The organism is Pseudomonas sp. St29, assembly GCF_001547915.1.
Classification (GTDB): domain Bacteria; phylum Pseudomonadota; class Gammaproteobacteria; order Pseudomonadales; family Pseudomonadaceae; genus Aquipseudomonas.
Genome location: NZ_AP014628.1, coordinates 4,314,110 through 4,335,963, shown reverse-complemented (window position 1 = coordinate 4,335,963; position 21,854 = coordinate 4,314,110). Strand labels below are relative to the sequence as shown.

18 protein-coding genes are annotated in these 21,854 nt (G+C 64.4%); 2 read left to right on the top strand and 16 right to left on the bottom strand.

Annotated features, from left to right (window positions below):
- Positions 1-17: 17 nt before the first annotated feature.
- From PST29_RS19170 to PST29_RS19140, 7 genes are all read right to left on the bottom strand, one after another.
- Positions 18-1,937 carry a hypothetical protein gene (locus tag PST29_RS19170; RefSeq protein ID WP_082729277.1) on the bottom strand — a complete coding sequence of 640 codons (1,920 nt, stop codon included), beginning with the start codon at positions 1,935-1,937 and terminating at the stop codon, positions 18-20.
- Positions 1,930-2,772: a hypothetical protein gene (locus PST29_RS19165; RefSeq protein ID WP_060844080.1), complete on the bottom strand. Its 843-nt coding sequence runs from the start codon at positions 2,770-2,772 to the stop codon at positions 1,930-1,932. Before PST29_RS19165 ends, PST29_RS19170 begins: the two co-directional genes overlap by 8 nt.
- On the bottom strand, positions 2,772-3,350 hold the full coding sequence (locus PST29_RS19160) for a DUF4123 domain-containing protein (protein ID WP_060844079.1): 579 nt from the start codon (positions 3,348-3,350) through the stop codon (positions 2,772-2,774). The genes PST29_RS19165 and PST29_RS19160 overlap by 1 nt, the downstream gene beginning before the upstream one ends.
- Positions 3,347-5,431, bottom strand: coding sequence for a type VI secretion system Vgr family protein (locus tag PST29_RS19155; RefSeq protein WP_060844078.1), 2,085 nt, complete (start codon positions 5,429-5,431; stop codon positions 3,347-3,349). Before PST29_RS19155 ends, PST29_RS19160 begins: the two co-directional genes overlap by 4 nt.
- 316 nt (positions 5,432-5,747) lie before the next feature.
- Positions 5,748-7,910, bottom strand: coding sequence for a TonB-dependent siderophore receptor (locus tag PST29_RS19150; RefSeq protein WP_232513269.1), 2,163 nt, complete (start codon positions 7,908-7,910; stop codon positions 5,748-5,750).
- 261 nt (positions 7,911-8,171) lie between these two features.
- Positions 8,172-8,420 carry an Arc family DNA-binding protein gene (locus tag PST29_RS32540; protein WP_060844076.1) on the bottom strand — a complete coding sequence of 83 codons (249 nt, stop codon included), beginning with the start codon at positions 8,418-8,420 and terminating at the stop codon, positions 8,172-8,174.
- A 266-nt stretch (positions 8,421-8,686) separates the two neighbouring features.
- Complete coding sequence (locus PST29_RS19140; protein WP_060844075.1) at positions 8,687-10,078, bottom strand: aldehyde dehydrogenase family protein; 1,392 nt, start codon at positions 10,076-10,078, stop codon at positions 8,687-8,689.
- A 100-nt stretch (positions 10,079-10,178) separates the two neighbouring features.
- Between PST29_RS19140 and ptrR the strand changes: the two genes are divergently transcribed.
- Positions 10,179-11,057: a putrescine utilization regulator PtrR gene (gene ptrR, locus PST29_RS19135; protein WP_060844074.1), complete on the top strand. Its 879-nt coding sequence runs from the start codon at positions 10,179-10,181 to the stop codon at positions 11,055-11,057.
- 12 nt (positions 11,058-11,069) lie between these two features.
- On the opposite strand, the gene PST29_RS19130 is transcribed toward ptrR, so the two are convergent.
- From PST29_RS19130 to PST29_RS19110, 5 genes are all read right to left on the bottom strand, one after another.
- On the bottom strand, positions 11,070-11,690 hold the full coding sequence (locus PST29_RS19130; protein WP_060844073.1) for a LysE family translocator: 621 nt from the start codon (positions 11,688-11,690) through the stop codon (positions 11,070-11,072).
- Positions 11,691-11,879: 189 nt separating this feature from the next.
- Entirely contained in the window at positions 11,880-12,908 is a 1,029-nt protein-coding gene (locus PST29_RS19125) for a hypothetical protein (protein ID WP_060845156.1), read from the bottom strand.
- A 132-nt stretch (positions 12,909-13,040) separates the two neighbouring features.
- Complete coding sequence (locus PST29_RS19120; RefSeq protein WP_060844072.1) at positions 13,041-13,724, bottom strand: hypothetical protein; 684 nt, start codon at positions 13,722-13,724, stop codon at positions 13,041-13,043.
- Between the two features lie 152 nt (positions 13,725-13,876).
- Positions 13,877-14,905, bottom strand: coding sequence for a hypothetical protein (locus PST29_RS19115; RefSeq protein WP_060844071.1), 1,029 nt, complete (start codon positions 14,903-14,905; stop codon positions 13,877-13,879).
- Positions 14,906-15,001: 96 nt separating this feature from the next.
- Complete coding sequence (locus PST29_RS19110; RefSeq protein ID WP_060840078.1) at positions 15,002-16,000, bottom strand: bile acid:sodium symporter family protein; 999 nt, start codon at positions 15,998-16,000, stop codon at positions 15,002-15,004.
- 85 nt (positions 16,001-16,085) lie between these two features.
- Here PST29_RS19110 and PST29_RS19105 point away from each other — a divergent pair, with 85 nt between their 5' ends.
- The gene (locus tag PST29_RS19105) at positions 16,086-16,883 is read left to right on the top strand and encodes an AraC family transcriptional regulator (RefSeq protein WP_060844070.1); all 798 of its coding nucleotides are present in this window, start codon (positions 16,086-16,088) and stop codon (positions 16,881-16,883) included.
- Between the two features lie 310 nt (positions 16,884-17,193).
- Here PST29_RS19105 and PST29_RS19100 read toward each other — a convergent pair whose 3' ends face one another.
- Genes PST29_RS19100 through PST29_RS19085 form a run of 4 tightly spaced genes read right to left on the bottom strand, consistent with a single transcriptional unit; the run spans position 17,194 to position 21,795 of the window.
- Positions 17,194-17,646 carry a response regulator gene (locus tag PST29_RS19100; protein ID WP_060840076.1) on the bottom strand — a complete coding sequence of 151 codons (453 nt, stop codon included), beginning with the start codon at positions 17,644-17,646 and terminating at the stop codon, positions 17,194-17,196.
- On the bottom strand, positions 17,643-19,970 hold the full coding sequence (locus PST29_RS19095) for an ATP-binding protein (RefSeq protein WP_060840075.1): 2,328 nt from the start codon (positions 19,968-19,970) through the stop codon (positions 17,643-17,645). Before PST29_RS19095 ends, PST29_RS19100 begins: the two co-directional genes overlap by 4 nt.
- Complete coding sequence (locus PST29_RS19090) at positions 19,967-20,635, bottom strand: response regulator (RefSeq protein WP_060844069.1); 669 nt, start codon at positions 20,633-20,635, stop codon at positions 19,967-19,969. Before PST29_RS19090 ends, PST29_RS19095 begins: the two co-directional genes overlap by 4 nt.
- Entirely contained in the window at positions 20,632-21,795 is a 1,164-nt protein-coding gene (locus PST29_RS19085; RefSeq protein WP_060840073.1) for a sensor histidine kinase, read from the bottom strand. Before PST29_RS19085 ends, PST29_RS19090 begins: the two co-directional genes overlap by 4 nt.
- Positions 21,796-21,854 lie beyond the last annotated feature (59 nt).

Here is a 21,854-nt window from a genome sequence, read left to right as displayed (position 1 = left end):
TTCTTTGCCATTGTTTTTCACCACGTATTGAGTTGTATTCCGCAGCCGTCACCAACCAGTTTGTTCAAACCGCCCTGTGAGTCGAAAAATATTTGTGCGTGAAGATATTCAATCTTTCCGTCGCGTTGTGCCTGCCTGATGGATTTCATTTTTTTATTCACATTTGGATCAACTTCAGCCATTTTTTCGGATTTCCACCCTCCTTGCTTGAGTCTTATTTTCTTTATCAGATCTGTGAGTTTCTCCGCCCCACCTGCCTTCTGCGTCTTATTAAACCCCGGCGTCCTCACCCCTCCCAAAGTTGCCTTTGTCTCAATTACTAGCAGCGTGTCCTCGGCGAAGGTCAAGGTCTTGGTCGGTGCCGTGCCTTTGACCCCATCAATAAAATGCCGCTCGGCATTCGTAGGTACGCGTACGGTGATCGAGGGCGGTGGTGGGACCCACACCAGCATGTCGAGCCCGTGGCCACTCTTGTTGGACAGACCGAAGCGGTTGGGGACTTGGGCGTTGTCGCTATAGCCAAGAATGCGTTTGGGCTGCACACCCCATTTTTCGATCAGGGCCGCGGCAAAGGCTTCCTCGCCGGCATCACCCACTATCTTGCCGATTCTGCCAACCACCTTGAGGCTGCTGCAGTGCTGCACGATCAACATGGTGAGTCGGTTGCGCAAGGTGTTGGACATGACCGCGTAGTTGGCTTTGCCCATGGGGGAGCTGTAGCCAACCTGGCTGCTGTTGGTGTCCAGTGAGGGGCGGTCGAACCAGTCGCCGCCGCCCGTCTGTTGATCGCTGTTCCTGGCGCTGTAGCCGCCTTCACGCTTGCTGCCGCGCAGTTCGATGGCCAGGGGCTCTGCCGAGGTGTGGCCGCCCAGGCGCTTGCGTTGCTCCTCGCTCAGAACCTGGACATCGAGTGCGGCTGAGGCCGGAGCGTCGCGGCGTATCTTGCGCAAGATCCAACGCGCCCCGCCAAAGGCCGCGGGGGTCAACATGACCAGGTTGATGAACATGAACACCTGACGCCCGCGCTCTGCACCATCCTTGGGGTCGGCAAGCTGTCCCAGGCTGGCGAAGAGCTTTTCCCCAACGTCGATGTTTTCACCGGTGATCAGCTTGGTGCTGCCGCTGCCGATGGCATTCAAGGCCAGCGCCGTGTCAATGGCGGCGATGGTGTAGCGAATGGCCTTGTAGCCCCCGAACAGACCGCGGGTCGCGACGCCCACCACCGGGATCAAGGCCAGGACGCCAAAGACGATCTCGGTAACGGCGAAGACCTTCATCCAGGTTTTGTCGATGTCCTTGGCTCGCTGCAGGTGCAGGGCCAGATCCTCGGCCGCTTTAGCCGGGGCGTATTGGCCGCTGACGATCCAATTGAAACTGGGCAGCGCAGAGCGTTCGCCATAGGTGCCAATGGCTCGGTCGTCGGCGTAGCGGGCGCTGGTAAAGGTCCAGAAATAGATCCGCCGATCATGGAAGACGAAATTGCCATTGCCGCAGGCAATCTGTGGCGGTGTTGGTTTGATGCCGGCAACTTGCGCCCAGAAGTGCGGGGTGACGTAGTTCTCGGTATCCATTTCATCATCCAGGCACACGAACTCGTAACCCTTGGCTGCGATAAAGGCATAGAGCTCGGCCAGATAGGTCTCGCCACGAGTCGCGCCCAGGCTGTCGATGACCTGCAACAAGTAGGCATCCCGGAAGTTCTGGACCTTGTCCCTGATCCAGCGGTTGCGGGTAAACCAATCGGTGGTGGCGGCCTTTTCGTGAGAGGGAATGCCCAACAGCAGGTCCGCATCTCGGGGCCCCGATGGGCCGTTGAGGGCGAATGGAACCCCCAGTTCGGTGCAGGCTGCGCACACGACCCTGGGGCGCGGTGCCTGGTTATCCATCGCGTCCTGGGCGAGTTTTTCGTAGCTGGCGTTGACGGGGTTCTCAGCCATGGTCGGCCTCCATCAGAACGTTCTGGTGCTGGCGCAGGAAGGTCGCCAAGGCATGACTTCGGGCAGGCAGGTTGGTGACTTCGTCGAGTGCGCGATGCAGGGTTTGCAGCAGCGGATTGAGGTGGTAGAAGCGACCGAAGCTCGCCGCTAATAACAGGTGGTGGGTCAACAGCACCAGGCTGGTACGCGCCACGCCATGCAGGTCCTCGGTAGGCAGCGGCACGGGCAGCCCCATCTCCTGGTAGATCCGGTACTCATAGGTGGTAAGCACCTTGAGCTTGATGGGAGCCAATCCGAGGAACTCGCAGGCATCGGCTTCGTACAGCATGAACAGTTGCAGAACCTCCGCTGCCTTTAGCACGCCGCGCAAGGCCGCTAGTCGCTGAAACGCCGACCAGATAGCGTCGTGACCGAGTTTTTCGCTGGGAATGGACAGGATGTCGAGGGTCACCTCATGCATCGAGCACTGCACGGACTCAAGCTGCCGACGCAGCTTGATCGCGGTATTGACCGCCATGTCCAGGCGCACGTCCTGTTCCATGCCTGGGTCTTCGAGGATGAGAGCAACCTGTGCGTAGGTCGGATCACGTTCCCAGTGCAGCCCCAGCAAGACACTCAAGGTGATGTGGCTGCTGTACGGCTTACCCTGATCGTAGCCGGCGGCTGTGGCATCAACGCCAGCCTGGTTGACCAAACCTTGCATGCTGTCCGGCTTGCTGGGGATGCGGGGTATTACGGCTGCCAGGGTCTCGCACAAATAGCACGTCAGCCTGCGGTTCGCCTGTTCGCGCTCGATGCGCTCCATCGCGCTCAGGTCCAGGGTGTTCAGGGCCATCAGCTATCCACCTTCGTCGTCACCTCATGCCAGACGAGACAACCATCGAATGTGGCAGCACTGTCGCCTTGTTGTTCGAACAGGGGTTGCACCCGCCGCGACAAGCCGCTGTGTGGCCCATGAAAATACAGTGCTTCAATGCCGCCCTCGGCAAACAGTCGTGCCAGGGGTTCTGGGGCGTGAGAGAGCGAGGCCACGTAGGTGTGCAGCGCGTCCGGATGGCCCAGGCGCAGGAAAAAGAAACGGCCCTGATCTTCGAACTTGCTGAAGCGTCGCAGGTGTTGCCAGAGCTCCGGGAAAGGCCGTCGGCTGAACATCCAGGTCAAGGCCAGCCTGTCGTAGTGTTCGCCCAGCCAGTCATCAAAATCGCTGCCCCGCTCGACCTGGCACAGGTACGGCGCATGTTGCTCCAGGCCACTGAGCGATTCCAGACGCCACAGTGAACGGTGGGCGACGCCATGGAACTCCAGGCGGGCGAGCAGATTGCGCTCGGCCGATGCTTCGACCAGAACGAAAGCGGATGGGCTGTTTGCAGGCCTGAGCAGGCCAAGGTCATCGAGGTGTTGATAGGCACTCATGCTTTGTCCCCCCTGGCGAAGGGGCACTCTTCGATCAACGCAGAACCTTGGTTGATCGCGGCCTCAATGGCTTGGACCTGATCACCGGTGGGGGCGACGATGCTCACGTTACCCTTGAGCCGGATGTTGGGCGCCTCCAGGGTGATACCGCTGGCATCGAGCACGATCTTTCCTGCCGGCCCACGAATCAGAATGCGCTCGGTGCCTTGCAGTTGATATTCCTGGGTCAAGGTGCGCAGGGCCGTCCTGGCTTCGATGGACTGCACGCCCTCGATCACGATTTTTTCGTTTTCACCGACAGTCACCCAATGGCTGGCGGTGATGTCTTCCTTGAGGGTGTTTCCGATCTTGCGGACTTCGTTGCGATCAATGGTGACGAACACATCCTGACGGATGTGCTCCTTGCGATTGCGGCTGACCGTATTGGTTTCGTCTTGACCGATGGAGGTGATGCGATCACGCACCACACCAATAGTCTGGTCATTGCCAATAGAGACTGTCTCGTCGTTATTGACATGGATGGTCTGGTCTTTCTGTGCGTGAACGTAGATCTCTTCCTGGCCTTTGCGGTCTTCGATGAGCAACTCGTTGTAGCCGCCTCCGCCTGGACTACTGTTGCTTTTGAACACGCTGCGCGTTTTGTTCGCTGGCAGCGGATAAGGCACGGGGGTGTGCTGGTTCGGTACGCAGCCGGTCACCAGGGGCTGCTCGGGATCGCCGCCGATAAAGCTCACCAGCACTTCCATGCCGATCCGCGGGATCACCACGTGGCCAAAGCCTTCACCGGCCCAACTGGTGGCCACCCGCACCCAGCAACTGGAGAAGTCGTTGCGCTCGCCTTCGCGGTCCCAATGAAACTGAATTTTTATCCTTGAGTGTTCGTCACACCATATTTCCTCCCCGGCAGGACCGGTCACCAACGCGGTCTGGCTGCTCAGGCGGGGCTTGGCGGCCGGTTCTTGGGGCCGGAAGAATGTCTCGCTGGGAATGGCGCTGAAGCGGTTGCGGTAGCCCTGGGTGAAGTCGCCGTGGCGGTCGTCGCTGGTGACCGATTCTTCCAGCACCTGCGGTTGGCGACCTTCATGTTCAACGCTCACCAGCAGCCACATCTGGTTGTATTCGCCGCGCGGGTGCTCGCTGAGGGTGACCAGATGGCCGCAGCGCAAGTTCGACAGATCACTCTGCCCCTTGGCCAACTGGTAGTCGGCGCGGTGGCCTTCGAGGGCGATTTGGCTCAACTGTTTGCCCACCGCGCCGGTGCTGTAGCGGCCGGGGTAGCGATAGTCTTCCAGCACCGGGGTGGCTTCGCTGCGCACAGCACTGTGCAAGGTGCTGGGCACCGGGTCGAGCGGGGCGCCGCTGGAGGCGCTGCGCGGATCGGGCTTTTTCAGGTTGTAGTCGCGGCGCACCACCTGGCTGGTACGGGTGCTGAAACGCACCGCGAAATGGCTGACCACCGGGTCTTCGGCGGCCAGGCCGCTGCCTTGCTGATAGCGCGCCGGGGCCAGGATCGGGTAGTCGGTCTGGTTGTCGGAAAACACCAGCAGGTGCTGGTCGAGGCTGTGTTCGTGGTGCCAGTGAATGCCGTCTTCAAAGCACAGGCGCTGTAGAAACTGGAAATCCGTCTCTGCGTACTGCACGCAATACACGCGGGGCACCGAGGGCTTGGGGGCGATGTTGAAGCGGTACTGGTCGGCAAGAATGCCGTGCTCCTTGAGCACCTTGGCGATGATCTGCGGCACCGTCAGGTTCTGGTAGACCCGCTGGTTGTGGCGGTGCTGCAACTGATAAAGGTGAGGCCGCAGGATCAGGTGATAGCGGGTCATGCGCTTGCCGCTGTCGCCGACTTCGATGTCGTCGATCAGGCCATGGAGGCCTTCACCCTTGAGGCCGAACTGCAAGAACGCCGGCCGGTTGAGCAGGCTTTCCAGATCGACATTGGGGTTGTCCGAAACCAGTTCGATGTGGATGGCATACAGCTCGCTGATGGCTTCGCGACCCTGGAAGGCCAGCACCTTGAAGTCGTGGCGAACGGAAGGGATGGACAGCACGAAATGCGCAGTGTCGGCCGGCGCGAACATAGGCTCATCCTTAAGCGTAAGAGTGTCCAGGCCCGCGTCGTACCCGAGTTGGGCGGATAGAGGTGGCGCTCAAACTAGCAAAGGATGTGAAAAAAATAATATGGGATGGATCTGTAGAGCGGGCGGAATGTTCCTAGTGTTGCAGGGCGTTCTTTGATGGAGTGAAGCCGGTATAGCAGGACATAGGGTTCGGGAGGTTTGGCGGTGTGCAGGCAAATCTTCGCGGGTTTTTCCGCGGTTTCGCGGGCTCGGCAGCGGCCACAGGATGACTAGGAACTCAGGATGCGGAGGCGGCCCCGTAGGGGCCGCGTCTGGATCAGAAATTTACCGAAGCACTCAACCGCGCCGTCAACGGCGCGCCCTGGAACAGGTAGTCGTCGCCCATGTATTCCCCTGCATCGCGCCAGTAGCGTTTGTCGAACAGGTTGTCCACGGTCAGGCGGAACACCGTCTCGTAACCGTCAATGCGGGTGCTGTAGCGGCTGCCGATGTTGAAGATGGCGTAGGCGCCGGTGGCGACGTTGCCCTGGCGGTCGGCGTATTTGCTGCCGCTGTATTGCATGCCGCCCATCAGGGCCAGGCCGTCGAGCCAGGGCAGGGCGTAGTCGCCTTGGAGGCTGGCTCGCAGGCGTGGGACGTTGAGGGTTTGGTGGCCTTCGTAGGCCGAGGTGCCGGTGTCCTCGACCCGGGAGCGAATCGCCGCGACGCTGGCGGCAATCTGCAGGCGCTGGGTGGCCCAGCCGTTGGCGGAGAGCTCCAGGCCGGTGTTCTTTTGCTGGCCTTGCTGGACGTAGGTGAAACCGCCGGAGGCATCGGGGCGCGAGTACTGGTAGGCCTGGCGCATCTGGAACAGCGCGGCGCTAAAACTCATGCGCTGCCAGTCGTACTTGACCCCGGCTTCGATCTGCCGCGAGACAGTGGGGGCGAGGGTGTCGCCACTGTTACTGGCGAACCAGGGCGCTTGACCGCCCAGGCTCAAGCCCTTGCTGTATTGGGTGTACAGCGACAGTTCGCTGATCGGTTTGTAGATCAGCGCGGCCTGGGGCAGGAATACATAGCGTTGGGTGTGGCGATCACGCACGCCGTCCTTGTCGAAGCTCTCTTCGTCGAGGCGTACTTCGCGTCCGCCGAGGACGGTCTGCCACTGTTCGTTGAAGCTGATGCGATCGCTTAGGAACAGGCCGTATTGGCGGCTGTCGAGGCGTTTGTGGGAGTCGTTGAGGGCGCCGTTGTAGCGTTCGAAGTTTTCCGGCTCGCTCTGGATATTGCCCGTGCCAATCCATTGATTGATGGACTCGCGCCGGTCCACCACGCGGCGAAACGCACTGGTCCCCACGCTCAACTCATGGCCCAGGCCTTCGGTGTCGAAACGACCATTGAGCACTGCCTGCACTTCATCGTTGCGCCGGGTGTCGTCGGGGCTACGGAAGTCGTAGATGTCGTAGTTGCCTTCGGGGCTGAAGTAGTTGCCGTTGGCATTGATGCAGCCGGTGGTGCAGCCGCCCCAGGCAAACGAACTGTAGTCATCGATCACCACCTTGCTGCGGGACGCGCTGAGGCTGCCGGTCCAGTCATCGTTGAAGCGGTACTCGAAGTTGCCGTCGATATTCAGCGATTCATTGGTCACCGGCTTTGACCCGCTCTGGTGTCCCAGGAGTTTTTTCGGCGAGGCGTGGTGGGGCAGGCTGGAGCCGCCCAGCAGTTGATAACCCGGTGCCGAGCGCTGCTGCTTGTTCTGGTATTCGATATCCAGTTGCAGCAGGGCATCGGGGCTGATGTTCCAGTCGAAGGCCAGGGAAGCGAAGTCGCGCTGGCCATTGGTGTGTTCGACATAGGAGTGCAGGTCTTCATGGGCCAGGTTGGCGCGCAGGCCGAACTGCTGTTCGCTGCCGAACCAGCCGCCCACGTCGGTGGCCAGGTAACCGCTGCCGCGGTCGTCGGTGGAGACGGTCACCGAACGAATGTCCGTGGGCCGCTTGGTCACGTAGTTGACCAGGCCGCCGGGCTCGCTGACCCCGCTTTGCAGGCCGGAAAGGCCCTTGAGCAGTTCCACCCGCTGTTTGTTTTCCAGGGCGACGTTCTGCTCGCCGGTGATGGTGCGGTTGTTGATCTTGTAGCTGCTGGCCGCGTTCAGGGAGAAGCCGCGCACCTCGAAGTTTTCGTAGTAGCCCACCGGCGCGTAGCTCTGGCCCACTGAGGCGTCGTTCTTCAGCACGTCGCTGAGCAGGCGGGCCTGCTGGTCGAGGATCATGTCTTCGTTGATCACGCTGATGGCGGCCGGGGTGTCCAGCAGCGGCGTTTCGCTGAAGCCGCCGACCGAGGCGCTGTCGGCTTGGTAGCCGGAAGGCGCTTGCGCGCTGACGGTCTGGCTTGGCAGTTCGGTGGCGGCGTTGGCCACGGCGTGGCTGCCGGCCAGCAGCAGGCCCAGGGTCAGGCGATGGCGCGGCAAGCCGGCGCTGGGGGCGGGTGAGCGGGACATCGAGTGAGCGGGGTTCATGAACATTCCTTGAGGGCAACGCGCTCTGTAGCGCAGGCCCGGGCAGGCCCTTGAAGCAGCGGATGACGGACGTGAGGAGTATCGGGGCCGTGCGGCGAGCATCCGGCTGTCCGGGGCGGTTGCAGGTATGCGCGGTCGGGCGGGCGCCATCATACAAGCTGCGGCGCGGGGGTAAAGGCACACAGGCACAGGGCCGGGGGGCGTGTGGCGGATGCCGGCCCTGCTGGAGGGAAAAGGCAGGGGTTACGGGTTGGACTCGGGAGGGTTCATTTGCAGGGACTCGATCTGCTGTTCCAGGGTTGCAATCTTGCCCAGCAGGATGTTGATGAGTTTCTTGTCGTGACTACGGGCTTCGGTGGCGACCAGCGACTTTTCCAGTCGGTCGACGATTTCATTGTTCATGCTGCGGTTTTCCTGCTTGGCGATGCGCTTGACTTGCGTGTGGAGCTCACCAGGCAAGCGAACGATGAACTTTTGAGCGGGGGCGCACATGCCGGACCTCGGGTGATATCAAAAAGAAACATCATAGAAAGGTCGGGGCAGGCAGGGCTTCAAGAAAATTCTGAAAAATCAGCAAGATCGGGCTTAGTTTCGCTGGGCAGGCTTGGCGATCCGCCGGGCCGCATCCGAGGCATTGCGCCCCATCGAGCCAGGCCCCTCAATCAAGAGTCGGGGGCGAGGCCGCCAGGCCCTCGCCAGCGCTGAACGGCCGTTGGCAACCGGGCCTCTGGCCGCTGGCTGAAGCCCGGTGATCGACCTTAACGCCGATCCAGCCACACCGTCTGCGCGTTGCAGAACTCGCGCACGCCGAAGTGCGACAGCTCGCGGCCGAAGCCGCTTTTCTTCACCCCGCCGAAGGTCACCCGGGGGTCGCTGGCGCTGTAGCCGTTGATGAACACGCCGCCGGTTTCCAGTTCGTCGGTCATCTGCCGGGCCCGTTCCAGGTCCTGGGTGAAGATCGTCGCGGTGAGGCCGAACTCGCTGTCGTTGGCCAGCGCCAGGGCGTGTTGCGCGTCCCGGGCGCTGATGATGGCGGCCACCGGGCCGAACAGTTCCTGCCTGAAGGCGGTCATCTGTTCGGTGACGTCGGCCAGCACCGTGGGCTGGTAATAGTTGCCGGCGCCTTCGACCTTGTCGCCGCCCAACAGCAGGGTGGCGCCTTCGGCCAGGGTGGCCTGGACTTGCTGGTGCAGCTCGTCACGCAGGTCGAAGCGGGCCATGGGGCCGAGGTAGGTGTCGCTGGCCAGCGGGTCGCCCATCACCAGGGCGCGGGTGGCCTCGACGAATTTTCGGGTGAACTCCGCGACCACCCCTTGCTCGATGATCAGGCGCTTGGCGGCGGCGCAGACTTGGCCGGTGTTCTGGTAGCGGCCGATCACCGCGGCCTTGACCGCTTCGTCGAGGTCGGCGTCGTTGAGCACGATAAAGGGGTCGGAACCGCCCAGTTCCAGTACGCATTTTTTCAGCGCGGCGCCGGCCTGGGCGCCGATGGCGATGCCGGCGCGCACGCTGCCGGTCAGGGTCACGGCAGCGATGCGGCGGTCGGCGATGGCGCGGGACACGCCGTCCGGGGTGACGTTGAGCAGCTCGAACACGCCTTCAGGGAAACCGGCGCGCTGCATGACGTCCAGCAGCAGGTAGGCGCTGCCCATGACGTTCGGCGCGTGCTTGAGCACGTAGGTGTTGCCGGCCAGCAGCGCCGGCACCGCGCCGCGCAGCACCTGCCAGACCGGGAAGTTCCACGGCATCACCGCCAGCAGCGGGCCCAGGGGGCGGTACTCGATGTGCGCCTTGTTGTTTTCCACCAGGGTCGCTTCCGGGGCCAGCATGGCCGGGCCGTGCTCGGCGTACCACAGGCACAGCTGGGCGCATTTTTCGATTTCGCCGCGGGCCTGGGGCAGGGGCTTGCCCATTTCCTGGCTGATCATCCGCGCCATGGCCTCACTGTTGTCCCGCAGGGCCTGGGCCAGGGCGGTCAGGTGCGCGGCGCGGGTGGCGACGCTCTGGCGCTTCCACAGGGCAAAACCGCGGGCGGCGCGCTCCAGGGTGGCGTCGCTTTCAGCCTCGGACTGGTAGGGGTAGGCGCCGATCTGCTCACCGCTGGCGGGGTTGATCGACAAGGCGTGGGTATTGCTGGAAACAAGGTTCATGGCACCGTCCTGCAAGGTGGGAATGACGGCAGGTTACGGTGCTGGATCTTTGCTGAAAACTGAATAATATTGAGTGAGTCGTTCACGTTTGGAGAATGCTGTGGATCTGGTCCAGCTGGAAATTTTCAAGGCCGTTGCCGAGCAGGGCAGCATCAGCGCCGCCGCGCAGTTGATCCACCGGGTGCCGTCGAACCTCACCACGCGGATCAAGCAACTGGAGCAGGACCTGGGGGTGGAGCTGTTCATCCGCGAAAAAAGCCGCCTGCGCCTGTCACCCGCCGGGTGGAACTTCCTCGACTACGCCCGGCGCATTCTCGACCTGGTGGCCGAAGCGCGCCTGACCGTGGCCGGCGAAGAACCCCAGGGTCCGTTTGCCCTGGGCTCGCTGGAGAGCACGGCGGCGGTGCGCATCCCGGCGCTGCTCGCGGCCTACAACCAGCAATACGCCAAGGTCGAGCTGGACCTGTCCACCGGCCCTTCGGGGACCATGATCGACGGCGTGCTCTCCGGGCGTCTGGTGGCGGCCTTCGTCGACGGCCCGGTGCGCCACCCGGCCCTGGAAGGGCTGCCGGTGTTCGAGGAGGAAATGGTCCTGATCGCGCCCCTGGGGCACGCGCCCATCACCCGCGCGCGGGAGGTCAACGGCGAAAGCATCTACGCCTTTCGCGCCAACTGTTCCTACCGCCATCACTTCGAAAGCTGGTTCACCCAGGACGCCGCGGTGCCGGGCAAGATCCACGAAATGGAGTCCTACCACGGCATGCTGGCCTGCGTCAGCGCCGGTGCCGGGCTGGCGCTGATGCCCCGCAGCATGCTGGAAAGCATGCCCGGCTGCGCCACGGTGAGCGTCTGGCCGCTGTCGCCGCGCTTTCGCTTCCTGCGCACCTGGCTGGTCTGGCGGCGCGGCACCGTGTCCCAGAGTTTGAGCAGTTTTGTGAAGTTGCTGGAGGAGCGTGGGGTGGTGCTGGCCGAGGTTTGAGGGGCGCGATGTTCAACGCCTGCTCAAGGCCAGGCGCGCGGCGAACAGCACGAAGATCATCCCTGTGGTGTGGTCCATCCACTGGATCACCTTTTCCCGCTGCAGCACCCCGCTAAGGGAGCGGGTGGCGCCAATCAGCAGCAGGGACCAGATCAGCCCCAGCACCACGTGGATGCTCACCAGACCAAAGGTCCAGAGCACCAGCGGCTGTCCCTGGGGAATGAACTGCGGCAGGAAGGACACGTAGAAGATCCCCACCTTGGGGTTGAGCACGTTGCCCAGCAGGCCCTTGAGAAACCAGTGGGTGCCGGGATTGCCGTCCGGGTTGGCCGGAGCAAACGAGCGGCGCGGGCGCAACAGCATGTTCAGCCCCAGCCAGGCCAGGTAGGCGGCGCCGCAGTACTTCAACAGGTTGAAGGCCAGTTCCGACACTGCAATCACGGCCCCCAGGCCGAAAGCCACGGCCGCGCCCCAGAGCAGGCAACCGGCGTTGATGCCCAAGGCCGCGCGCAGGGCCTGTTGCTTGCCTTCCACGGTGGCGGTGCGCAGTACCAGGGCAGTGTCCAGGCCCGGGGTCAGGGTCAGCAGGGTGGCGGCCAGGGTGAAGGCCAAGAGATTTTCAGTGATCGACATGGGCAGGGTTTCAGGCCGGGGCGTTGGCGAACGTTAGCACAGCCGCGGAGTGCTGATGCGCGCCACGAGCGTGGTCATGTTTGTGGGAGCGAGCTTGCTCGCGATGCTTGCCAAAGCGCCGCCTATTCCCAACGAGTGCGCATTATCGTTGGCGTCCTTCGCGAGCAAGCGCGCTCCCACAAGGGTGGGTCAATACGGGCAGCGTGGTTCTGGGATGCCCAGTTGCTGTTGCCGGGCTGCGATCTGTTTGTCCAGGCTGTGTTTGCCACTGAGTAGCTTGAGGTGCTGCACACTGGGCGGCAGTTGGCTATCGATCAGTGTTAGTACATCCACCTGAGGAACCTTGATGAGGCGCAGGTCAGCGATGTTCGAGGTTTTCAGGCCGCTGATTTCCCCCAGGGTCTTGAGGTTGCTCAGGCTCAGCTTGCGCAACTGCGGCGCCCCGCCAAGGTCCAGCCGGCTCAATTGCGCCTGATCCTCGATCTTCAGCGCTTCAAGCTGTGGAAAGCCGTCCAGGTCCAGGCGGTTGAGGCCGTGAACCCGCATGATCTCCAGCTCCCTGACGTAGGGATTATGTAGCTCAGGCATCTGCTCACGGCTGCCGAACGCCACCGACAGACTGCGCAGGCCGCTCATGCCGGCGACCATCCCCAGGGTTGTCTCGGCCGGCAGGCGATGCAGGCTCAGGGTGCTGATGCTCGGACACTGGCTCAGAATCTCCAGGTCATGGCTCTGCGGGCTGATGTGCAGGCTCTGCAACTCGGGCATGCGGGCAATCGGCGCCAGATCGATGGCCGGGCCCTGGTCCAGGGAGAGCCGCAGGCTGTGCAGGCGTTCGAGGTTGGGCAGGGCCAGAAGCCCGGGCAGCTCGGCGCGGAAGACTTCCAGAGCAAGCTCCCTGAGCAGGTGCAGGCTGCCAATGGCCTGGAAATGTTCCAGGGTTTCGAGGCCGTCCAGGCTCAGCGAGTGGACGTTGGGCAGGGCGAGCAAGGTCCGGCCATCAAAACCTCTGCTCGAATAGTGGTTGTAGAAACGCACGGTAAGGCGCTCGCCATAACGTGCGCAGAGGGCATCGAGCTGTTCCAGCAGTTGGCAATCGTATTGCTCGACGCTGTGCCACTGGACGATGACCCGGGCCCGCGGATCGGCCTCCAGCCGGGCACCGACCTGCAGGCGCAGGTCGGCCTGGGTCGGTGCTTTGATTCGATGGGGAAACATCAGCGGTCCTTGAAGATTGTCGCGCGGCATCATGTCATACAGCATGCCCGGCTACGCCACGCTGAGCGTCTGGCCACTGTCGCCGTGCTTTCGATTTCTGCGCAGGGGCGATGGGTGCACTGCAGGCCAGCCTCAGGCCTTGCACCGGACCAGCGCCAGATACACCCCCGAGCCTTTCCCGGGTTCGATGTAATGCGCGTCGTCCAGGTCGGCTATCCGGGTTGGTTTCATCACCAGTTCCAGCTCCGGTGCGCCGGCGTACCATTCGTTGTTGTCGTTCAGGCCATTCTCGAAAGCGGCGAGAAACGCCGGGCAACTGTCGAACTTGCCGTAGCTGTAGTTGCCTTGCTGGTCGCTGTAGAAGCGTGAGTAGCTCAGCAGCACGATGCCCCAGCGCTCGATGCGCTCATCGGGACTGGTGCGGGGGATCTGCTTGACCAGGTCCTTGCGGATTTCCCAGATCTTGTAATAGGCATTCTTGTTGTTGTGCACCACCTTGAACTCGATGGCGGTTGCCGCCTCTTCGCCGTAGCTGTCCTCGACCCAGATATCCACCTTGCGCCGCTCGGCGGCGATCAGCCAGCGCGGGACGTTGCTGCGCGCAACGTTGATGTTGCTGGGGCGGTAGTCATCGCGTTGATCCAGCTGGCCGCCGAGGCCGAAGTGCTCGCGATTGATGTCCAGCAACGCCGCCGATTCCAGGCTCAGCCAGAGTTCGGGAGCGGCGCTGACCATGATGGATTTGAGGATGCGCTGGCGCTCGTCTTTTTTCAGGTGATTGAGCAGCAGTTCGGTAAAGCCGGGAACAAAGGACATGAGATCTCCTTATCAGGTCCGAAAGGGTGGAGCGGTGAGTTTGATGCTGTTCTGTAGGAGCGAGCTTGCTCGCGATGATCTCCAAAGCGCCGCAGGTTTCCTGTGAGTGCGGTTTATCGTTGACGTCCTTCGCGAGCAAGGGCAGCCGGTGTTCAGTATGGGCCACGGGGTTCCGGGATGCCCAGTTGCTGTTGCCGGGCTTCGATCTGTTGGTCCACGGCGCGTTTGCCACTGTGCAACTTCAGGTGCTGCAGGCTGGGCGGCAGCTGTTGCTCGATCAGGGCCAGCAGGTCCACCTGTGGGATCTTGATCAGGCGCAGGTCGGCGATTGTCGAGGTGTGCAGGTGGTTGATCAGCCCCAGGTTCTTGAGGTTGATCAGGCTCAGCTTGCGCAACTGCGGCGCACCGCTCAGGTCCAGTTGGCCGAGTTGCGCCTGGTCCTCGATCTTCAGCGCTTCAAGCTGTGGAAAGCCGTCCAGGTCCAGGCGGTTGAGGCCGCGCACCCGCATGATCTCCAGCTCCTTGACCTGCGGGTTGCGCAGCTCCGGCATCTGCTCGCGGCTGCCGAAGGTCACCGAGAGGCTGCGCAGGCCGCTCATGCCGGCGACCATCCCCAGGGGCGCCTTGGCCGGCATGCGGTGCAGGTCCAGGTGGCTGATGCCCGGGCACTGGCTGAGCACGTCCAGGTGATGGGTTTGTACGCTGAGGGACAGGGTGTGCAGCTCGGGCATGGCGGCCAGTGGCGCCAGGTCGATGGCCGGGCCTTTGTCCAGGGACAGGCGCAGTGTTTGCAACCGCCTCAAGTTGGGCAGGGCCAACAGGCCCGGCAGTTCGGCGCTGATGACCTGCAGGGCAAAGTCCTTGACCCGGTGCAGGCTGCCAATGGCCTCGAAGTGCTCCAGGCTGTCGAGGCAATCCAGGCTCAGCGACTGCACATGGGGCAGGGCCAGCAACACCCGGGCATCGAACGCGCTGCCCGGGTAATGGCTATAGAAACGCACCTTGAGGCGTTCACCGAAACGGGCGCAGAGCGTGTCGAGCTGACTCAGCAGTTCGCCGTTGTACTGTTCGGCCTTGGCGAACTGGACGATGACCTGGGCCTGGTCATCGGCCTCCAGGCGGGCGCTCACCTGCTGTTCCAGGTCGGCTTGGCTGGGGGCTTGAATTCGATGGGGAAACATCGGCGGTCCTTGATGATTTTCGCCGCGGCATCATGCCATTGCGCAATCCTCACGGCCATCGACCCGGCCAATTGCCGGGCCGCCTGGCGGCCAACGTTACGGGTCGACCTGGCCCATCAGCTCGGCCACCGATTCCGGGCGCTTGGCGTAGCGCTGGGCCAGCACCGCGCAGACCATAAGCTGGATCTGGTGGAACAGCATCAGGGGCAGAATCAGCACGCCCATGGTGCTGCCGGCGAACAGCACCTGGGCCATGGGCACGCCGGTGGCCAGGCTCTTTTTCGAGCCGCAGAAGAGGATGGTGATGCGGTCTTCCTGGTCGAAGCCGAACAGCTTGCCGAGAAAGCTCGAGGCCAGCAGCACCAGGGCCAGGAGGATGCAGCAGGCCACCACCAGCCCGCCCAGTTCCCACAGCGGGATCTGGTGCCAGATGCCTTCGTTCACCGCCTCGCTGAAGGCGCCGTAGACCACCAGCAGGATCGAGCCCTGGTCGACGAAGCGCAGCCAGTGCTTGTTGCGCCCGACCCAGGCGCCGATCCAGCGCCGGGCGATCTGCCCGGCGATAAAGGGCAGCAGCAACTGCACGCTGATCTTGATGATCGCATCCAGGGTCGAGCCGCCATCGCCGTGCACGTTCAGCAGCAGGGTGACCAGGAGCGGGGTGAGGAAGATGCCGAACAGGCTCGACGCCGCGGCGCTGCAGATGGCCGCCGGGATATTGCCCCGGGCCAGGGAGGTGAAGGCGATCGCCGATTGCACCGTGGCCGGCAGCGCGCACAGATACAGCATGCCCAGGTACAGGTCGTTGCCCACCAGCGGCGACAGCAGCGGCTTGAGCGCCAGCCCCAGGACCGGAAACAGGATGAAGGTCAGGCTGAACACCAACAGGTGCAGGCGCCAGTGGCCGGCCCCGGCGATGATCGCCTCCCGCGACAGCTTGGCGCCGTGGAGGAAGAACAGCAGGCCGATGGCGAGGTTGGTCAGCCAGCCGAAACCGACCGCTACCTGGCCGCTGGCCGGCAGGAAGCTGGCCAGCAGGACCACGCCGATCAGGGTCAGGGTGAAGTTGTCGGGCAAAAGACGTGAGCGAGTCATAGCGGTTTCATCCGGGGGTTGCCAAGTGCAGTGGGGCGACTCTAACGTGGCTGCGGTTTACCGACTAACGCCAAGGAGCCCATTAATGCCGCCTAAAGGACATGAAAAGATCGTCCGCCGCAGTATTCCCGGGCTGCCGAGTCTGCCGCGACCGGTGTACGGGCGCACCGAATCCTTGCCCAACCGGGCCCTGACCCGGCGCCACAGTCACCCCTGGGTGCAATTGTCCTATGCGATCCAGGGCGTGCTGGAGATCCAGACCCTTGGCGGACGCTTTGTTGCCCCGCCGCAGCGCGCGGTGTGGATTCCCGCCGGGGTGCCGCACCGGGTGTTCAGCTCGCCACGCACCGAAATGCGCAGCCTGTACCTGGATTGCAGCGTCACCGCCTGGGCGGCCACCGACAGTTGCCAGGTGCTGGCGGTCAGCAGCCTGTTGCGGGAACTGATCCGCGCCTTCAGCGAATTGCCAGTGGAGTATGTCGAGGACAGCGCCGACGGGCGCCTGGCCCAGGTGCTGCTGGACCAGCTGGCTGCCGCGCCGCAACTGGACCTGATGCTGCCGCTGCCCCTGGACGCGCGCTTGCGCACGATCTACCGCAGCCTGCAGGCGCACCCGGAGCAGCCGACCACCCTGGGTCAATGGAGCCAGAAGCTCGGGGTTACGGAGAAGACCCTCAGCCGCCTGTTTCTCAAGGACACCGGGCTGACCTTTCGCGCCTGGCGCCAACGCTTGCGCCTGCTCGGCGCCCTGACCCCGCTGGAGCAGGGCGAGCGGGTCACCGATGTGGCCCTGGCCTGCGGCTATGACTCGACCTCGGCGTTTATCGCCGCGTTTCGCCAGCAGTTCGACGCCACCCCCGGCGAGTTCTTCCGCGACCTCTGAACCCCGCGATTCCTGTAGCCGCTGCTGAGCCCGCGAAGCTGCGCAAAGGTCCGCAGGACCTTGCTTGACGACCTCCCGTCGAACCTCTATCGATCTTAAGAACCCTACGTCCCTTCGGGCCGTTCGCAGCCTGCGGCAGCGGCTACAGGGTGCGACGATGCGGCAGGTGCGACGGTGCGAGGGTGCGACGGTGCGACGGTGCGACGGTACGACGATACGACGATACGACGATACGACGATGCGGCAGGTGCGACGATGCGACAGGTGCGACAGGTGCGACAGGCGCGACAGACGCGACAGACGCTGCAGGTCAGGCCTTTGATGGGCGCAGCAGTGCGATCTGCTCCGGCGGCACCAGGGTGCGCAGGGTCTTGTACAGGGCCCGGGTTTCCAGCAGGTTCCAGATCCGCAGCAGGGTTTCCAGGGCGTCCAGCGGCTTGCTGATGAAGTCCCGCGCGCCCAGGGCCAGGGCCCGCAGGCGGGTGTCGCGGGTGGCGTCGGCGGTGAGCACCAGGATCGGCAGGTAGTCGTGGGCCGGAATCCGCCGATTGAGCTGTTCGAGCACGGCAAAACCGTCGAACTCGGGCATGTGCAGATCGAGGATCACCAGGTCCGGCTCGAAGCTGTTGAACAGCTCCAGGGTGCGCAGCGGCTGGGTGCTGCTCAGGACGTTGTGCAGGCCTTCGCGGGCCAGCAGCTGTTCCATCAGGTCGAGGTTGGGGCGCTGATCATCGACGATGAGGATGCGCATATCGGCAGTCATAGGGGCTCCGCTAAACAGGCGTCCAGGTGGGCGAAGAACGCCGGGATGTGAATGGGCTTGGTGAGAATCGCCGTGGCGCCTGCTTCCAGCAGGCTGCGCTGGGTCAGCTCGCTGGCGTCGGCGGTGATCATCAGGATCGGCGTGCTGGCGGTGCTGCCGGAGGCCCGCAGCCGTTGCAGCACTTCCAGGCCTTGCAGGTCCGGCAGGTTGACGTCCAGCAGGATCATCTGCGGTGAGTGCTGGCGGGCCAGGTCCAGGCCCAGCTGGCCCTGCATGCTCGACAGCAACTGAATACCCGGACGGCGCTGCAGCAGGGTTTCGATCAGCGCCAGGCTTTGCAGGTTGTCTTCGATGCAGAGGATCTTGCCCCGATAGGGGCTGGGCGTGGGCAGCGTCGGCGGCTTCAGCGCCGGGGTGGCCAGGGGCGTAGCGAGCGGGGCATCGGGCAGGCGCACACAGGGCAGTTCGAGGATGAAGCGGCTGCCGCTGCCCATTGTGCTGTGCACCTCCAGGCTGCCGTCCATCATCTCCAGCAGGCTCTTGCTCAGGGCCAGGCCCAGGCCGGTGCCTTCGACCTTGGGATCGGCGTCCAGGCGTTCGAAAGGCTTGAACAGGCGTTGCAGCTGGTCGGCGGCAATCCCGGCCCCGGTGTCGATCACGGCAATGCGCAGGCGCGCTTCTTCCAGGGTCACCTCGATGCTGACCCGGCCCTGGGCGCGGTTGTACTTGATGGCGTTGGACAGCAGGTTGAGCAGGACCTGGATCAGGCGTTGGCGATCGGCAATCACCCCGCTGTCGGCGGGCAGTTCCGGCAAGGCGCTGAGCTGGATGCCGGCGTCGGTGGCCATTGGCGACACCAGGGTCAGGGCCTCATGCAGCACCGCCGCCAGGGGCATGGGTTCGACGTTCAGCGGCAGGCGCCCGGCTTCGATGCGGGCGATGTCCAGCACCTCGTTGATCAGCCCCAGCAGGTGCTGGCCGGCCCGCAGGATATGCCCGACCTGGGGCCGCTGGCCGGCGCTGGAGTCCATGTCGAGCAATTGCGCGAAACCGAGGATGGCATTGAGCGGGGTGCGCAGTTCGTGGCTCATGCGCGAGAGGAACTCGCTCTTGGCGCGGCTGGCGCTTTCGGCTTCTTCGCGGGCGGTGCCCAGGGCGATTTCCGCGGCGCGGCGGTCGGTGATGTCCCGGGTGATCTTGGAGAACCCCCGCAGGGCGCCGCTGGCGTCGTACTGCGCGGTGATCACCACGCTGGCCCAGAAGCGGCTGCCGTCCTTGCGACAGCGCCAGCCTTCTTCCATGTAGTGGCCGTGGGCGGTGGCTTCGCGCAGGGCCATGTCCGGGTGCTGCGGGCATTCTTCCGGCAGGTAGAACAGGGAGAAATGGCGGCCGATGATTTCCTGGTCGCGGTAGCCCTTGATCCGCTCGGCGCCGAAGTTCCAGGTGGTGACCATGCCGGCGGTGTCCAGGGCGAAGATCCCGTAGTCCTTGACCCCGTCGATGATCAGCCGCAGGCGTTCTTCGTTGTCGCGCAGGGCGCGCTCGCGTTCGGCCAGCAGTTGCCCGGCTTCCACCAGGCGCGTGCCCAACTGGCCGATCTCATCCAGCTCCGGGGCTTGCGGCAGCAGCGGCTGACCCAGGGCCAGGCGCTGGGCGTTGCCCTGGACCTGCTGCACCCGGGTGACGATGCCCCGGGACAGCAGCAGCACCGCGACGATGGCGCCAAACAGCCCGCAACCGGCGGCCAGCAGGGTGGCGAACAGCAGGCGCATGCGGGTCGCCGCCGCGGCCGCGGTGCGCTCGGCCAGCAGCGCGTCCTCGTGGATGCGCATGGCGCTGATCTGCTCACGCAGCACGTCCAGCACCTGCTTGTTGTCGATGAGGATCGCGGTCACCGTGGCGCTGTCATCGCGACTGCCGTTGCGCAGGGCCACCAGGCCTTCGAGCTTGGTCTGGATCAGCGGGGTGATGGTGTGCAGGTACTCGCGCATGCGCGTGTCGCGCACGTTGCGGTCCAGGCGTTGCAGGGCCGCTTCGATCTGCGGGCGGGCCTGGAGGTAGGCGGGCAGGAAGTCCTCGCTGCGGGTCAGCAGGTAGCCGCGCACGCTGGCCGCGGCCTCGGCCAACAGGGTGTGCACGGTCTGGATATCGCCCTGCACCAGCAGCACCCGGCGCACGTCTTCTTCGGCGCGGGCGGTCTGGCGTTCGGCGCTGTAGATCAGCACCAGGGACAGCAGCAGGATCACCAGGGGCAGGGAGATCACCACCAGCGCCTTGCCCCGCAGCGGCAGGTCGGCCCAGCGCCGGGCGCTGCGCAGGTTCATGGCCACTGCCCGCTGGGCTGGGCCACCAGCCCCAGGGCGATGCCACGCACCGCTGCCTGGGTGCGGTCGGAGGCGCCGAGCTTGCCGATCACCCGCTCGACGTGGGCCTTGGCGGTGCCGGTGGTGATGCCGAGCTTTTCGCCGATCTCGCGGTTGCTGAAGCCGCCGGCCACCAGCCCCAGCACCTGGCGCTCGCGGGCGGTGAGGGCCTGGGCCTGGGGTATCTGGCCGCTGCCGCGTTCGGTCATGCGCCGCAGCAGGCGCGCGCTGACCGCGCTGTTGAGGGCTTCCTCGCCCTGGGCCACCCGCTGCAGGGCGCCGATCACTTCGTCGCGGCTGGCGTCCTTGAGCAGGTAGCCCACGGCGCCGGCGGTCATTGCCGCTTCCAGGTGATCGGGGCTGTCGTCCATGGTGAAGATCACCACCTTGACCTCGGGCTGGCGCTGCTGCAGAAGGCGCGCGGCCCCCAGGCCATTGAGCCGCGGCATGCGGATGTCGAGGATGGCGATGTCCGGGCGCAGTTGCTCGCACAGGGCCAGGGCTTCTTCACCGTCCCTGGCCTGGCCCACCACCTCGAACTCCGGGTTGCCCGCCAGCAGGGCGACGAAGCCGGTGCGGGTCACTTCATGGTCGTCCGCCAGGACCAGACGTATCAGGCTACTCATGGCGCTTGCTCCAAGGGTTGCACGGGCACGCTGGCCAGCAGCCGGGTGCCGCTGCCGGGCCGGCTGTCGCAGCTGAAATGGCCGCCCAGCAGATGGGCGCGCTCATGCATGGCGACCTGACCCAGCTGCTCGGCCACCGGGGCCGGCGAGCTGACGAATCCGCAACCGTCATCGTTGACCCCGAGCAGCGCCAGGCCGTCTTCCAGGGCCAGACTCAGGTGCACCTGCGAGGCCCGGGCGTGCTTGAGGATGTTGTTGATGGCTTCCTGGGCGATGCGGAACAGGGCGATCTCCACCGCATCGGGCAGGCGCTGCGGCGCGCGTTGCCCCCAGTACACCAGCAGACCGGCGTCGCGCAGGCGGTCGGCCTCGCGGTCGATGGCCCGCAGCAGGCCGAAGTCGTCGAGCACGTGGGGGCGCAAGCCGCCGATCAGTTGCCGGCCTTCGCCGACGCAGCCCTGGGCCAGTTGCAGGATGGTCTGCAGGTCCTGGTGCAGCTCGGCGGGCAACGGCGGACAGCGCCCGGCGAAGCCCTGCAGGCGCTGGTGCAGCCCGGCCAGGGTTTGCGCCAGGCCGTCGTGCAGGTCATAGGCGACCCGTTTACGTTCGTCTTCCTGGGCGCTGAACAGGCGTTGCACCAGCTCCGACATGCTGCGTTCCCGGGCTTGCAGGTCGCGCAGCAGGCGATGGTTTTCCAGGTGCGCCGCCAGCAGGGTGGCCAGCAGTTGCAGGGATTCCAGGTCTTCGCTGTCCGGCGGGCTGATGGGTACGCTGTTGGCCAGCAGCAGCGCGCCGAAGGCGCGGCCGTCGGCGCGGTGCAACAGTACGCGCAGCACGGCGCTGTCCGGGGTCGGCGGCGGCTCCGGCCATTGCGGGTGATCGGCCAGGGCGCGCAGGCCTTGCAGGCGTTCTTCATGACCCAGGGCGGCGCGGGTGTGGATCACGCCATCCTCGGCCCATTCCAGCAGCAGCCCGTGGTCCATGGCGGCGAAGGCGCAGGCCCGTTGCACCACCCGCTGGCGCATCTGCTCGGGGGGCAGTTGCAACAGTTCCTGGCCGGTGTCCACCAGCAGTCGCAGGCGCGCGGCGCGGCTCTGGGACTGTCGATACTGGCTGCGCAGGGCCAGGGCGCTGGCGGGGTCGAAGGATGGGGTGGACATGGCGTTGCTCCAGTGCGGCGGCGCTGCGGTTGAACAAAAGCGGGCATTAGACCCGCTGC